The sequence below is a fragment of the Mycolicibacterium grossiae genome, from assembly GCF_008329645.1.
Classification (GTDB): Bacteria; Actinomycetota; Actinomycetes; order Mycobacteriales; family Mycobacteriaceae; genus Mycobacterium; species Mycobacterium grossiae.
The window spans coordinates 1,031,084-1,045,863 of sequence record NZ_CP043474.1; the positions used below are offsets into that span (position 1 = coordinate 1,031,084).

Annotated in this window: 13 protein-coding genes; 4 read left to right on the top strand and 9 right to left on the bottom strand. The window is 70.9% G+C overall.

Annotated features, from left to right (window positions below; genetic code table 11):
- Positions 1-9: 9 nt before the first annotated feature.
- Positions 10-1,077, top strand: a complete 1,068-nt coding sequence (locus tag FZ046_RS05050; protein ID WP_070352802.1) for an NAD(P)H-dependent amine dehydrogenase family protein — start codon at positions 10-12, stop codon at positions 1,075-1,077.
- Positions 1,078-1,133: 56 nt separating this feature from the next.
- Here the strand turns inward: FZ046_RS05050 and car are convergent, their stop codons facing one another.
- Complete coding sequence (gene car / locus FZ046_RS05055; protein WP_070352844.1) at positions 1,134-4,637, bottom strand: carboxylic acid reductase; 3,504 nt, start codon at positions 4,635-4,637, stop codon at positions 1,134-1,136.
- Positions 4,638-4,828: 191 nt separating this feature from the next.
- On the opposite strand from car, the gene FZ046_RS05060 reads away from it, so the two are divergent.
- Positions 4,829-5,761, top strand: coding sequence for an SAM-dependent methyltransferase (locus FZ046_RS05060; protein WP_070352803.1), 933 nt, complete (start codon positions 4,829-4,831; stop codon positions 5,759-5,761).
- A gap of 36 nt (positions 5,762-5,797) precedes the next feature.
- Here the strand turns inward: FZ046_RS05060 and FZ046_RS05065 are convergent, their stop codons facing one another.
- The 6 genes from FZ046_RS05065 to FZ046_RS05090 all read right to left on the bottom strand — a co-directional run bounded on the left by FZ046_RS05065 (position 5,798) and on the right by FZ046_RS05090 (position 11,877).
- Complete coding sequence (locus FZ046_RS05065) at positions 5,798-6,691, bottom strand: DMT family transporter (RefSeq protein WP_211372265.1); 894 nt, start codon at positions 6,689-6,691, stop codon at positions 5,798-5,800.
- A 73-nt stretch (positions 6,692-6,764) separates the two neighbouring features.
- Positions 6,765-7,061: a hypothetical protein gene (locus FZ046_RS05070; protein WP_070352804.1), complete on the bottom strand. Its 297-nt coding sequence runs from the start codon at positions 7,059-7,061 to the stop codon at positions 6,765-6,767.
- Between the two features lie 120 nt (positions 7,062-7,181).
- Complete coding sequence (locus FZ046_RS05075; protein WP_070352805.1) at positions 7,182-8,258, bottom strand: phosphotransferase; 1,077 nt, start codon at positions 8,256-8,258, stop codon at positions 7,182-7,184.
- Positions 8,255-9,481, bottom strand: coding sequence for a cytochrome P450 (locus FZ046_RS05080; protein WP_070352806.1), 1,227 nt, complete (start codon positions 9,479-9,481; stop codon positions 8,255-8,257). Before FZ046_RS05080 ends, FZ046_RS05075 begins: the two co-directional genes overlap by 4 nt.
- 99 nt (positions 9,482-9,580) lie before the next feature.
- The gene (locus FZ046_RS05085) at positions 9,581-10,564 is read right to left on the bottom strand and encodes a LacI family DNA-binding transcriptional regulator (RefSeq protein WP_070352807.1); all 984 of its coding nucleotides are present in this window, start codon (positions 10,562-10,564) and stop codon (positions 9,581-9,583) included.
- A gap of 17 nt (positions 10,565-10,581) precedes the next feature.
- Positions 10,582-11,877, bottom strand: a complete 1,296-nt coding sequence (locus FZ046_RS05090; protein ID WP_070352808.1) for an MFS transporter — start codon at positions 11,875-11,877, stop codon at positions 10,582-10,584.
- A 190-nt stretch (positions 11,878-12,067) separates the two neighbouring features.
- Between FZ046_RS05090 and FZ046_RS05095 the strand changes: the two genes are divergently transcribed.
- On the top strand, positions 12,068-12,676 hold the full coding sequence (locus tag FZ046_RS05095) for an O-methyltransferase (protein WP_070352846.1): 609 nt from the start codon (positions 12,068-12,070) through the stop codon (positions 12,674-12,676).
- A 12-nt stretch (positions 12,677-12,688) separates the two neighbouring features.
- On the opposite strand, the gene FZ046_RS05100 is transcribed toward FZ046_RS05095, so the two are convergent.
- Complete coding sequence (locus tag FZ046_RS05100) at positions 12,689-13,126, bottom strand: type II toxin-antitoxin system Rv0910 family toxin (protein WP_070352847.1); 438 nt, start codon at positions 13,124-13,126, stop codon at positions 12,689-12,691.
- Positions 13,127-13,157: 31 nt separating this feature from the next.
- Entirely contained in the window at positions 13,158-14,171 is a 1,014-nt protein-coding gene (locus FZ046_RS05105; protein WP_246183010.1) for an esterase family protein, read from the bottom strand.
- A gap of 231 nt (positions 14,172-14,402) precedes the next feature.
- On the opposite strand from FZ046_RS05105, the gene FZ046_RS05110 reads away from it, so the two are divergent.
- On the top strand, positions 14,403-14,780 hold the full coding sequence (locus tag FZ046_RS05110) for a heme-binding protein (protein WP_070352810.1): 378 nt from the start codon (positions 14,403-14,405) through the stop codon (positions 14,778-14,780).

Genomic DNA, 14,780 nt, shown 5'->3' on the forward strand with positions numbered 1-14,780 from the left:
GTACGACCCATGACGCTGCGCATCATCGGGTGGGGCACGGGAGCGGTCGGCCGGGAGGTGCTGCGCACCGTCCTCGACCCGCGCACCGGCATGGAACTGGCGGGGCTACGGGTGTACTCGTCCGACAAGGACGGCGTCGACGCCGGCACCCTGGTGGGCGTCGCGCCGGTGGGCGTCGCGGCGACCACCGACGTCGAGGCGATCCTCGCGATTCCCGCCGACTGCGTCGTCTACACGCCGCGCCTCACCGACGTCGACGAGGTCTGCGCGATCCTCGCCAGCGGCAAGAACGTCGTCACCACGGCGTTCCTGTTCCACCCCGAACGCGCCGCACCCGCCGACCGGGAGAAGCTGCTCGCGGCCTGCCGGGTCGGCGGCAGCACGCTGCACGGGTGCGGGCTGAACCCCGGAAACCTCTCCGGCGCACTGCCATTGGCGCTCACCGGGATGAGTCGCACCGTCGATAAGCTGACACTGCAGGAGCGCGCCGACTGGTCGGTGTACGACAGCACCGCGATCACGTTCGACAACATGCGCTTCGGCGCACCGCTCGACGAGATCAGCGTGACGGCCAACGATTTCCTCGCCTTCAACAGCGCCATCTTCGTCGAGCAGGTGTGGCTGCTGGCCGATGCGCTGCACGCCGGCATCGACGAGGTGACCGCCGACGTCGAGGCCGTCGCCGCCGAGCGCGACCACGAGATCTTCGACCACCTGCTGCGCGCGGGAACGACGGCGGGACAACGGTGGAACTGGGTCGGCCGGCGCGACGGCGCGCCGCTGGTCGAGATCGAGACGCTGTGGACGGTCGGCAACGAGTATCCGGCGCACTGGCCGAAGCCGCGGCACGGCTGGACGCTGACGATCGAGGGCGACCCGTCGATGCAGGCGCACTTCGTGTCGCTGGCGAGCTTCACCCGCGACGCGACGATGGCCGAACACGTCGACTCCGCCAACGTCGCCACCGGCATGCAGGTGCTCAACGCCGTGCCCGCGGTGTGCGCCGCCGCGCCGGGCTTCGCGACGATCGCCGACCTGCCGCCGGTGCGCAGCCTCATCGGCTTCGGCAACGCGTGATTCGTGCGCGGTTTCGCTCGCTCAGCGAACGAAACCGCGCACGAATCGCGGGGAGACTAAAGCAGGCCCAGCAGCTGAAGGTCGGTGACGTACTTGACGATCACCGGCTTCGTGACGTGCGGGATGTCCTTGTCCGGACCGATCTTCGCGTCCTGCACCGCGGGTCGGAACCGCTCGACCGGCGCCACCGACCCGGCCATCGGGTGCTCGGGCTTCTGGTAGTTGTGCAGCAGCGGCAGCAGCGACGCGTTGCGCTGCCGCTCGGGCAGCCCGCGCAGCGTCGTGGAGAACCGGTCCAGCCACGCGGCGTAGTCGCCCACCCGCGAGATCGGGAACCCGGCCTCGATGAGCCAGTCGACGAACTGGTCCATGCCGATGCCGTCGTCGTGCGGGTTCATCACGTGGTACGTCTCGAACGCACCGCTACCCGCGGCCGCGACGTCGACGCCCAGCGTCGAGATCGCCTCGGCGATGAACTCGACCGGCAGGCCGTCGTAGTGTGCCCGCTGCCGATTGCCCTCGGCGTCGAGTTCGTAGAACGACTCGGGCGCCACACCGGTGGCCACCAGGCTCAGCATCATCCGGGTGAACATGTCGGGCAGGTTGAGCTGACCGGCGTAGGTGGTGTCGGCCAGGATCATGTCGCAGCGGAACACCGAGACCGGCAGCCCGCACAGGTCGTTCGCCTCGCGCAGCAGGACCTCGCCGGCCCACTTGCTGGTGCCGTAGCCGTTGGCATAGGCGTCGCTGATGGCGCGCGACGGGCTCATCTCGCGGACGTCGGCGTCCTCGGTGAACTGGCCCGGGGCGACACCCCACGCCACGCCGATGGTCGAGACGTAGGCGAACGGCTTGATCTTCGACGTGATGGCCAGGCGGATCAGCTCGGCGGTGCCCAGCGCGTTCGGCCCGAACAGCTGGCTGTAGGGCAGCACGTGGTTCACCAGCGCGGCGGGGTCGACGATGAAGTCGACGGTGTCGGCCAGCCGCTGCCAGGTGGCCTGGTCCAGGCCGAGGTTCGGCTCGCCCTTGTCGGCGGCGATCACCTCGAGGTGCTTGGCGGCCAGCTCGCGGTAGTGCGCGAGCAGCGTCTCGTCGCCGCTGTCGAAGGTGGCGTCGAGCCGGCGGCGGGCGTCCTCGTCGGAGCGGCCGCGCACTAGGCAGACGACGGTGCCGTCGACCAGGGCCATGCGTTCCAGCCACTCCAGCGCCAGGTAGCGCCCGAGGAAGCCGGTGGCGCCGGTGAGCAGCACCGTGCGGATGTCCCCACCCGGGGCCGGCAACTGCCGTGCGGCAGCGAGGGTCTCGGCGTCGATGAACTTCTCCAGCGTCAGGTCGCTGGCCAGCACCTCGGTGGCGTCGCGGCCGTGCACGGCGGCGTAGGTCGGACGCTTGGAGGCCCCCGACTGCTCGGCCTCGACATAGGCGGCGATCGCCGCGAGGTCGCTGGCCGGGCTGACGATCACGCCGACGGGGACGTCGACGGAGAAGATCTCGTGCAGCAGGTTGGCGAACGTCAACGCGGACAACGAATCCCCACCGAGATCGGTGAAGTGCGCATCGGCCGAGACGTCGGAGGCCGCCGCCCCCAGCAGCGCCTTCGCAGCACGGCTGACCGTGTCGAGCACGGGGCCCTCGGCGCCGTTGCGCCGCAGCGCCCGCAGCTCGTCGGCCTGCCCCTCGGACAGGTCGAGGTACAGCTGTTCGAGGGCGGCGCCGTAGCGCTCCTTGAGCCGCGGCCACGCGAGCTTGCGGATGCCGGTCAGCAGACCGTTCTCCACCGTGAAGGGCTCGGTCTCGATGATGACGTCGCGCGGGATCTCGTAGGACTGCAGGTCCGCCGAGCGGGCCGCGTCCTTGAGCGAGGCGCTGACGGCCTTCTTCAGGTCGTCGCCGGAGTAGCGGGCCTGCGCCTCCTCGGTCGGCACGACGACGGCCAGCAGGTAGGGGCGGGCGCTGTTGCCGTAGAGGAAGATCTGCCGGACCAGTGCACTGCCGGTGAAGACCGCTTCGAGCTTGCTGACGGTGACGAACTCGCCTTGGGAGAGCTTCAGCACGTTGTTGCGGCGGTCGACGTAGCGCAGCTGGTCGGGACCGGTCTCGGCGACGACGTCGCCGGTTCGGTAGAAGCCGTCGGCGTCGAACACCTCGGCGGTGACCTCGGGACGCTTGTAGTAGCCGGGGAACAGCTGCTCGGACTTCACCAGCAGCTCACCGCGCGGGTGCGGCACGTCGGTGGTGAAGTAGCCGAGGTCGGGCACGTCGATGAGCTTGTACTCGAGCACCGGTGGGCGGCGGACCTGGCCGTCGACGAACACCGCGCCGGCCTCGGTGGAGCCGTAGCCCTCGATGAGGTGCATGTCGAGCAGGTCCTCGACCCACGCCTTGAGTTCCGGCGCGATCGGCGCCGAGCCGGTGATGGCCGAGACGTAGCGGCCGCCGAGCAGGTTCTGCCGGAGGTCGGCGAGCACCCGCTGCCGGTCCTCGTCGGACGTCGCCTGGCGCCGGGCGACCTCGCTCTCGTACTCCTGGTGCAGCATGTCCCAGATGCGCGGGACGAAGTTCATCTGCGTGGGCCGGACGAGCGCGAGGTCCTCGAGGAACGTCGACAGGTCGCTGCGGGCGGCGAAGTAGGCGGTGCCGCCGGCGGCCAGGGTGGCGTAGAGGACGCCGCGGCCCATGACATGGCTCATCGGCAGGAAATTGAGGGTGATCGACGGAACCGCGCCCTGCGTCTCGTCCCAGTGGTTGAGGTTGGCGGCGGTCCACATCTCGGCGACCTTGTGGCGCGGGTAGATCGCGCCCTTGGGGGCGCCGGTGCTGCCGGAGGTGTAGATCAGCAGCGCGAGGTCGTCGTCGGCGGTGCGGCCCGTGGGCACGGCGGCGTCGCGGCCGCGGGCCAGCACGTCAGCGAGCGTCTCCACGACGACGTCGGCGTCGGCGAGCCGGGCGGTCGCGGCGGCGAGGGCGTCGCGGTGGTCGTCGACCTCCGGGCGCACGTCGAACACGACGAGCCGCGCGGGCGCCGGACCGGCCTCGACGAGCGCGACGGCGTCGTCGAGGTAGTCGATGCTCGACGCGATGACCGACGGCTCGGTCTCGGCGATGATCGGCTGCAGCTGCGCGATGGCGGCGCTGGTCTGCAGCGGGACCGATACGGCGGCGAGCTGCGTCGTCGCGGTGTCGACGACGGTGTAGTCGATGCTCGTGAAGCCGAGGATCGCCACGCGGTCCCCGGGGCGGACCGGCTGGTCGGCCAGGGCGACGGCGACGGCGTTCACGCGCGCGGCCAGCTCGCCGTAGGTGATGGTCTCGAAGCGATTCTGCAGCGCGGCGACCGTGCGTCCGGTGTCGTCGATGCGGTAGTCCGCGGCGCGCTGCCCCAGCGCGGGCCGGTCGGCGTAGGCCTCCAGCACGGTGCGGACGACCTCGGGCAGCGGCTTGCCGACGACGGCGGCGCCGACGCTCTCGTCGGGCGCGGCCGCGGCGAACTGCGGGTCGTTGGCGTGTAGGTCGGCGATGCGGCGCTCGTAGCGCGCTTCGCGGGTGTCGGTGGACATCTCGTCTGCCATCTCGTGTCCTTCGTTCTCGTCGGCGTCATCGGAGCCCCATCGCTCCGGCAGTCGATACAACGTTAGCAAAACTAAAGATATGCCCAAAGCGCTGACCTGGACGTTTCCTGTGAGGAATAGCACGCTGAGCGCCGGTCGTTACGATGGCTAAGTACCCGATCCGAGAAGGAGCCAACCTCATGCCGCGCACCGAAGGCGACACCTGGGACCTCGCGACCAGCGTCGGAGCCACCGCCACCATGGTGGCCGCCGCCCGCGCCATCGCCACCAAGGCCGACCAGCCGCTGATCGACGACCCGTTCGCCGAGCCGCTGGTCCGGGCCGTCGGTGTGGACTTCCTCACGAGGTGGGCTGCCGGGGAGATCACCGGCGAGGACGTCGACGTCGAGGGCACCAGCTGGGGACTGCAGCACATGCCCGCCGCGATGGCCGCCCGCACCCGCTACTTCGACCAGTTCTTCGCCGACGCCGCCGCGGCCGGCATCCGGCAGGCCGTCATCCTGGCCTCCGGGCTCGACGCGCGCGCCTACCGCCTCGACTGGCCCGCCGACATGACGGTCTACGAGATCGACCAGCCCGACGTCATCGCCTTCAAGACGCGCACGCTCGGCGACCTCGGCGCCGCGCCGAAGGCCGAGTTGCGGACCGTGGCGATCGACCTGCGGGAGGACTGGCCTGCCGCGCTGACCGCCGCCGGCTTCGACCCGTCGGCGCCGTCGGCGTGGATCGCCGAGGGCCTGTTCGGCTACCTGCCGCCCGAGGCTCAGGACCGCCTGCTCGACACCGTCACCGACCTCGCGGCACCCGGCAGCCGGCTGGGCAGCGAGGCCGTGCCGAGCCAGCCGCCGGGCAGCCTGGACGAGGCGCGGGAGAAGATGCGCACGGCCACCCAGAAGTGGCGCGAGCACGGCTTCGACCTCGACTTCACCGAGCTGACGTTCGACGGCGAGCGCAACGACGTCGACGCCTATCTCGCCGGCCGCGGCTGGACGTCGACCGGCACCCCGATGGGTGAGCTGCTCGTCGCCAACGGCTTCCCGCGCATCCCGCAGGACGGCGACGACGACGTCACGATGAACGGCGTCGTGTACTACACGTCGATCAAGCAGTAGACGATCAAGCAGTAGACGATCAAGCAGTAGACGGGATCAGGCGCCGCGACGGGCGGACTCGAGTTCGAGGCCGGCCTCGTAGGCGCCCTCCTCGCGTCCGAGCGCGACCGTGGCGGCCGTCATCGCGAAGATCGCCACGGTCAGCGCGACGGCCTCGTAGCGGCCCGCGTCGAGTTCCTCGCCGAGCAGCAGGGCACCCAGGAACACCGCGACCACCGGTTCGAGCACCAGCATCGTCGGCACCGACGTCTGCAGCGCCCCGGCGTGGAATGCCGACTGCTGCAGCAGCGTGGCGAGCACGCCGAGCACGACGAGCGCATAGGGCGCGGGGGTGGCGAGCAGGCTGAGCAGCCCCCGGTCGTCGAGGATGTGCATGACGACCTTGGTGAGCACGGCGACGACGCCGAAGAGCACGCCGACCGCGACCGCGAGCAGGACCGCCCGCTGCCAGCCGGCGACGCGCACCGCGATCACCACGCAGACGACGATCGACAGCGCGCAGAGTGCGCCGACGAGCACGGCCACCGGCACGGTCGCGGTCTGAGCGGGCGGCCCCGGCCGGGCCAGCAGCACGAACACCGCGAGCGACGCGGTGAGCACACCCGCCCACAGCCATTCGCCGCGCCGCACCCGGCGGTGCGCCAGGCGCGCGCTGAGCGGCAGGGTGAACAGCAGGGCCGACACCAGCAGCGGCTGCACCAGGATCAGTGATCCCTTGATGAGCGCGAGGGCCTGGAACACGTAGCCGAGGACCGCGACGCCGGTGCCCGCCCACCACAGCGGGCGGCGCAGCAGCGTGCGGAACATGACGGCGCTGACGCCCTGCTCGTCCGGGACGTCCATGGTGGCGCGCTGCCGGACGACGATGCCGATGGCCATCGAGATGGCGGCGCAGAGCGCGAGGACGACGACCAGTCCGTGGGTCAACACCGTCCCGGGCATCCCTTCGTCGGTTCAGCGACGCCCGAACACGAGCCGTCGCCATCCACCGTAGAGGGTGCCGTCAGACGGCTTCGAGCCGAACGGGCCGCATGGGGTCCGGACCTGCGGCTTCGGTGTCGCTGGCCGCGGTGCCGGCCGGGTCGATGCGGTCGTTGACGCGCGTGACGACGGTGTCGACGCGGTGCACGGCGGCGTCGCACAGGTCGCGGACCCGGTCGGTCGCGGTGTCGACGTCGTCGGCGGCGCTGAGCAGATACGAGCGCACCGTGACGCGCAGCCGGTCACCCGCGCGGCGCACCCGGCGGCGCAGCCGTTCGTCGACCTCGAGCGTGACGTAGGGCAGAACTCGAATGGCCATGTCCTCAACACTCCCCGCAGTTGGTGGCGACGACGTCCACGGTAGCGAAGGTGGCGTGGTTCACGAGGGTGACGTCCATCGCGTGACACCCGTCGAGTCGACGACGATCACAGCGGATGCTCAGGCGAGGTCCGCGATGGCCTCCGCGCAGCGCAGATCCTCGTACGCGGCGGCGTAGCGCTGCGCCAGCGCGAGCGCGATGTCGGGCCGCTGCCACAGCTCCCCCGCGCTGGCCGTGCACAGCCACAGCGTCAGCCCGTGCGCGACCGACGCCCGGTAGCGCAGCCAGATCTCCTCCAGCGGGGGCCGCTCGTCCTCGGGCAGCCCGAGCGCGTCGCGGTACTGCTCGAGCAGCGCCAGTTCGTGCACCCGGCGGTCGGCGGTGGTGAGCGCGCCCTGCAGGAAGTAGCCCAGGTCGAGGGAGAAGTTGCCGCGCCGGGCCACCTGCCAGTCGAGGAAGCCGACGGTGTGGCCGCCGCGCCCGTCGGGCACCAGGTAGGTGTTGCCGATGTGCGCGTCACCGTGCAGCAGCGTGGGCGGTCCCACGGTCAGCGTGCGGACGAAGGGCTTCCAGACGTCGTCGACGAGCGCGGTGATGCCCAGGGCGTGCACCGACTCCGGCGCGTCGTCGCCGAGCCGGTCCAGCGCCGCGGGCAGCGGGGCGTACTCCATGCCGTCCCACGGCACGAAGGGCTCCAGCCAGCCGAGTTCCGGGACGTCGACCCGGTGACCCCAGTAGCGGCCGTGCAGCCGCGCAAGACCGCGCACACCGTCGGCGGCCTGTTCCACGGTGAGCGGCCGGGTGGCGTCACGCGGGTCGGCGTCGCGGGCGACGAGGTCCTCCATGACGAGCAGGAAGTCCTCCTCGGCCTCGTCGATCACCGCCGCGTACACAAGCGGATGCTCCAGCGGCAGCTCGACGTTCGCGGTGAACAGCCGCGGTTCGTGCAGCAGCCCGCTGGTCAGCTTGATCAGCGCCTTGTGCTCCGGGTCGACGGCCTTGACGAAGACCGTCGCCGGACCGGACCCGGCGGCGTAGTCCACGGCCAGCCGCGCCCGCCGGTTGGTCCCGTCGTCGCGGACGACGACCTCGACGCTCTCGACGACCGCCCCAGGGTGCCGGTCGGCGAGCGCCGCGGTGAGCCAGCCGGGGGTGATCTCGCTCCAGTCCCGCGGGACCGAGAGCGTGGCGGTCATCGGATGAACGCCGGCATGGCATCCCACCCGCGCACGGTCGACGTGGGCGACAGGACGGCGTTGGGCAGGTCGACGTCCCACTCCGGGAAGCGCTTGAGGATCTCCTCGAGGGCGATGCGGCCCTCCAGCCGCGCCAGCGCCGAGCCCAGGCAGTAGTGGGTGCCGACGCTGAACGCGAGGTGCTGACGTTGCTCGCGGTGGATGTCGAAGACCTCGCCGTCGGGCGGGAACTGCCTGCCGTCGCGCACGGCGGCGCCGAGGAGCAGCATCATGACGCTGCCCTCGGGCACGGTCTGCCCGTAGTAGGTGACGTCGCGGGTGACGTAGCGCGCGACGTGCGGGGCGGGCGGTTCGAAGCGCAGCAGCTCCTCGATGGCCTGCGGGATGAGCGCCGGGTTCTCGACGAGCTGGCGGCGCTGGTCGGGGTGTTCGGCGAGCACCTTGGCAGCCCAGCCGATGAGCCGCGTGGTGGTCTCGTTGCCGGCGCCGGCGACCACGTTGATGTAGATCAGCAGCTCTTCGCGGGTGAGCGTGCGGGTGACGCCGTGTTCGTCGACGAACTGAACGTTGAGCAGCTCGGTCATGATGTCGTCGGACGGATTGTCGCGCCGCCAGTCGATGTAGGCCTCGAAGATCGAGCCGTCGACGAGCCCGTCCTTGGCGGCCTGCATCGGCTGCCCCGCCTCGGTGCGCATCTGGGCGTTGCCGTGGTCGCGGATCTTCTCCTGATCGTCCTCGGGGATGCCGAGCAGCGCGCTGATCACCCGCATCGGCATGATTGCGCCGAAGTCGGTGACGAAGTCGATCGTGCCGGTCCCCACCAGCGGGTCGAGGCTCTGGGCGCAGAACTCGCGGATCTTCGGTTCCAGCGCGGCGATCTTGCGCGGGGTGAACATCCGGGCCAGCAGCTTGCGGTGGATGGTGTGGATCGGCGGGTCTTCGAAGATCAGTGCGCCCGACGGGATCTCGATGTTGGCCTTGATCAGTTCGATGATCGCGCCGCGGGCCGAGCTGAACGTCTCGTGGTCGACGAGCGCCTTGTTGACGTCGGCGAAGCGGCTGAGCGCGTAGAAGTCGAACTGCTCGTTGTAGTAGAGCGGCGCCTCCTCGCGCAGCCGGGCGAACGTCGGGTACGGGTCGGCGTTGATCGCGACGTCGTAGGGGTCGAAGTAGACCTCGTCGGAGGTCCGTCCGGGGGCACCGAGGGTTGCCGAATCAGTCACGTCGTCCGCCTTCCGGGGCTGTCATCTGGGGGCCGCCCAGGTCACTTACTCGCGTAAGTTACAGGTCGCGCGCGGGCCGGACAAGGCTGCGACGCGGGGTCAGGTGCTGGCGCGCACGATGAGGCGGGCGACGTCCGCGCCGTTCGGCTCGTGCACCGACGGGTAGCCGAGTTCGGTCATCATCGCCGCGACGGACACGTCGACGATGGTCGCGGCGTCGAACGCGACCGAGGTCAGCGGCGGTGCGGACACCGCGCCGAGCGCGGTCGCGTCGACGCCCATGACCGCCAGGTCCTCCGGGCAGCGCAGCCCCGCGGTGCGGATGCCGTGCAGGACCACCAGGGCCACCTCGTCGGACTGGGCGCACACCGCGGTCACCCCGGCGTCGGTCCACCTGCGCACCACGTCGGCGGCGTCGGTGCCGTCGGTCGCCACTGCGGCCGTCGCGAGCGGTGGCAGGTCGTGCGCGGCGGCCGCTTCGGTCAGCCCGGCGAGCCAGTAGTCGCCCAGCGGGCGCAGCGTCGCGACGTCGGAGTAGGCGAAGGCCAGCTGCCGGTGTCCGCGCGCGACGAGGTGGTCGACCCGCATCGCGCCGATCAAGGTGTGCAGGGCGCCCATGGCGTGCAGCCGGGCGCTGCCGAGGTGGATCTGCGGCACCCCGGCCGCGGTCACGGCCGCCAGCGCCGGCCCGCCGAGGGGGAAGACGCTGGTCACCGCGATGGGGTTGAGGTCGGCGACGGCGTCGACGACGTTGCGCCCGTCATCGGTCTCGAACTGCAGGGACAGCACGACGCCGTGCCGGGCCAGCGCCGTGGTCAGCCTGCTGCCGACCTCGAGCAGCAGCTCGCCCAGCGCGATCCGCGGGACGACGTAGAGCACGACGCCGCTGCCGCCGCGCGCGAGGTTGCGGGCGGCGAGGTTCGGTCGGTAGCCCAGCTGTTCGGCGGCCGCCCGCACGGCGGCGCGGGTCTGCGCCGAGATCGTCTGTCCGGACACGTCGTTGAGGACGTAGGTGACGGTGGCGGTGGAGACGTTGGCGAGGCGCGCGACGTCGGCTTTCGTCGGCCGAGCCTTCACTCCCACCTGGTCATCGTGGCACGTCAGGACCGCAGGCGGGTGCCCGCGGTCTCGCGCAGGGTCAGGACGGTGAGCAGTGAGAGCGCGGCGGCGGACATCAGGTAGTACGCCGGGGCCAGTGCGCCGGTCTCACTGGTCAGCCACGTCACGACGTAGGGCGTGGTGCCGCCGAACCCGGCGACCGCGACGTTGTAGCCGACGGAGAAGCCGCTGTAGCGCACCCGGGTGCGGAAGAGTTCGACGCCCGCGGTGACGGCGGTCGACACGTAGACGGCCTCGATGGCGGCCAGGAGGCAGTGCGCGGTGATGGCCGCTGCGAGCGAGCCGGCGTTGAGCAGCAGGAACAACGGGTAGGCCGCGACCAGGAACAGCGCGGACCCGGCGATGAGCAGCGGTCGCCGCCCGACCCGGTCGGAGAGTGCGGCCAGCGGCAGGATGAGCACGAGCGCCACCAGGCTGGCGAGCGTGATCGACAGGAACGACGCGGTCTTCGAGTAGTCCAAGGTGCGGATGAGGTAGGTCGGCAGGAACGTGAACACCACGTAGTAGCCGACGTTGAAGATCAGGAACAGCCCGATCACCTGCAGGATGAGCGTCCAGGAGGTGGTGACGGCCTCGCGCAGCGGTCGGTGGGACACGTCGTCGTCGTGGCTGAGCCGGGTGAATTCGGGGGTGTCCTCGAGACGCAGCCGGATGTAGAGCCCGACCAGGCCGAGCGGCGCGGCCAGCAGGAACGGGATGCGCCAACCGTAGGAGTCCATCGCGGCGGCGGGCAGCGCGGCCTGCAGCACGGTGACCGTGATCGAGCCGAGCAGGAAGCCGACGACGCCCGACCACGCCATGAACGTGACGGTGAATCCGCGTCGCGCGTCGGTCGCGTACTCGGCGAGATAGACTGCGCCGCCGCCGTATTCACCGCCCGCCGAGAAGCCTTGCAGACAGCGGAAGAAGAGCAGCAGCAGCGGGGCGGCCACGCCGATCGCCGCGTAGGTGGGCAGCAGACCGATCGCCAACGTGGCGGCCGACATCAGCAGGATCACCACGGCCAGCACGCGTTGCCGCCCGATGCGGTCGCCGAGCGGGCCGAAGACGAATCCGCCGAGCGGCCGGGTGAAGAAGGCGGCGGCGAAGATCGCGAACGTGTTGAGCAGCGCGGCGGTGTCGTTGCCGGCGGGGAAGAACTTCGCGGCGATGTAGGTGGCGAGGAAGCCGTAGATCGCGAAGTCGAACCATTCCACGGCGTTGCCGATCGAGGCGCCGACGACGGCCCTGCGGACGTCGGATCGCGGTGTGGTCGAGGAGGTGGCGGTGTCGGACAACCCAACGGCTCCGTCGGTAGGAGGTGCTGTGCCGCAACAGGGTAGGCACAGTGCGCGCCACCCGGGTCCGGAACGCCGCTGAGCACAGCGCTTACCGGCGCACGGACGCCGCCGCGGCTCGGTCGGGGCGCGTAGCGTCGCTCGGGTGAGCACACTGAGCGATCCCCGGGTGGCCGCCGCGCTGCAGCGCATGTACGACGAGTCGCGCGAGCAGACGTCGACGCTGCGGGCCCGCTTCGAGGGCATGGACCTCGCGACGGCCACCCCGCAGGAGCGGGCCGACGCCCTGAGCGACGTGTACATGCCCGTCACCCCGGAGGCGGGCAGGTTGTTGTACGCGTTGGTGCGCGCGATACGCCCGACGACGGTGGTGGAGTTCGGCACGTCGCTGGGCCTGTCGGGCCTGCACCTGGCGGCGGCGGTGCGCGACAACGGCTTCGGCCGCGTCGTGACCACCGAACTCAGCTCGGCCAAGGTCGCTGCGGCGACCCGCACCTTCGCCGACGCCGGTCTAGACGACCTCGTCACGGTGCTCGAAGGCGATGCCACCCAGACCCTGGCCGACGTCGAGGGACCCGTCGGCGTGGTGCTGCTCGATGGCTGGAAGGAGCTGTACCTGCCCGTGCTCCGGCTGCTGGAGCCGAGGCTGGCGCCGGGAGCACTCGTCGTCGCGGACAACACCGGCATGCCCGAGCTGCGGCCCTATCTGGACTACGTGCGCGCCCCCGGCAACGGCTACGTCAGCGTCGACTTCCCGGCTCGGGAGTCGGACGCCATGGAGATCAGCTGCCGGGTCTAGGCATGCCCTGATTCAGGTCTTCGCCGTCAGCGCCGCGAGGTTCTTCACCGACCGCTGGACGTCGGAGCGCAGCACGCGCGCCGTCAGCGCGCCGACCGGCCCGCTCAACAGGCCGCCGCCGAACTCGGCGAGCACGTGGAACTTCGTACCGGAGGACTCCGGGGTGACGGTCATGTCCAGCGCGATGCGGACGCCGCCGAAGCCGGTGCCCTCCATCGCGATGTGGCGGGGCTCGTCGTACTCGGTGACGATCCAGTGGATCGTGTTGCGGAAGCCCTTCACCTTGATGCACGACGACACGGCCGTGCCCTTCTCGATGACGTCGGGGACCGGGCTGCGCCAGCCGCCGAAGATGGTCAGCCACTCGTCGAACCTGCCCAGATTCGACGCCATGGCCCACGCTTCCTCCGGCGAGAGCTGCGAGGACACCGACACGTCTACCTTCGCCATGCCCATCCCTGTACCCACCTCGGGAGGCGTTCTACCCGACGGGCGCGGCCGGTGGCGCGACCGGCGCCGGGGCGGGGGCGGGTGCCGGGATCGGCGGCGGCGCCCCCACGCCCAGCACCCGCTGCAGGTCCGGCTTCATGGCCTGCAGCTGGGCGCCCCAGTAGCCCCAGCTGTGCGTGCCGTTGGCCGGGAAGTTGAACACGGCGTTGCGACCGCCTGCGGCCTGGTAGCGCTGCTGGAACTCCTTGTTGGTGTTGATGGTGATGTTCTCCAGGAACTGCGCGCTGTACATCGTGCCGAAGTCGCCGCCGGGGGCGTCGAGGTCCGAGGACTTGCCGTTGCCGCAGTAGACCCACACCGCGGTGTTGTTGGCGACCAGCGTGTTGACGTTGACCATGGGGTCGTTGCGGCGCCAGGCGGGATCGCTCGTCGTGCCCCACATGTCGGTGGCGTTGAAGCCGCCGGCGTCCTTCATGGCGAAGCCGATCATGGTGGGCCACAACCCTTGTGACGGGTTGAGGAAGCCGGACAGCGACGCCGCGAAGATGAACTGGGCGGGATGCCACACGGCCAGCGTGAGCGCCGCGCCACCGGCCATCGACAGCCCGACCACCGCGTTGCCGGTGGGGGCGATGCCCCGGTTGGCCGCCAGCCACGCCGGCAGCTCCTGGGTCAGGAACGTCTCCCACTTGTAGGTGACGGTGCCCGCGCTGCCGACGGCGGGCCGGTACCAGTCGGTGTAGAAGCTGGACTGGCCGCCGACCGGCATCACCAGGGACAGGCCCGACTGGTAGTACCACTCGAACGCCGCGGTGTTGATGTCCCAGCCGCTGGCGTCGTCCTGCGCCCGCAACCCGTCGAGCAGGTACACCGCGTGCGGTCCGCCGCCCTGGAACTCCACCCGGATGTTGCGGCCCATGGCGGGCGACGGCACGTCGAGCTGCTCGATGGGCAGGCCCGCGCGCGAGTAGGCCCCGGCCGTGGGCGCGGCGACGAGCCCGAGGGCCACCGTGCCGGACACGGCCAGCGTCGAGGCGAAGAGCAGGGCCAGCAGCCGCCTGAGTGCGATCACGGCAGAGAACCTAACGGCGCGGCCAGGTGGTACCGACGTGCCCACGCGCGGCGTGACCCGGTCGTGACCGACGCGAGGCCGGATCGTGTGCGCCGGCGCGCGACAGGGGGCGCTGTGCGCGGTCGGTGAGGTCCCTGTGAACCTCCTTGGACGGCGGGTGACCCGGGTCTGGCGTCGGCACACTCGGATCGACAGCAAAGGAGACTGCTCATGTCACATTTCACTGCCCGCCGGTTGACCGGCGGCGCCGTCCTCGCCGGAGGGCTGCTCGGCGCGGCGCTGTTCGGCGGCATCGCGCCGGCGTTCGCGAACGAGGATCCCGCCGCGGATCCGCCGAACTGCAGCGCGGCCGACCTCGAGGGCGTCCGGGCGGGCGTGTCGGCGTCGACGTCGGCCTACCTGTTCACCCACCCCGACCTGAACGCGTACGTGTCCGGGCTGTCCGGGCTCGCACGGGAGGACGTGGCGAAGAAGACGCAGGGCTACCTGGCGCAGCATCCGCAGGAGCAGGCGGAGATGGCCGGCATCCGGCAGCCGCTGGTGGACCTGAAGGACCGCTGCGGCGCGCCGCCCACGCCCTGA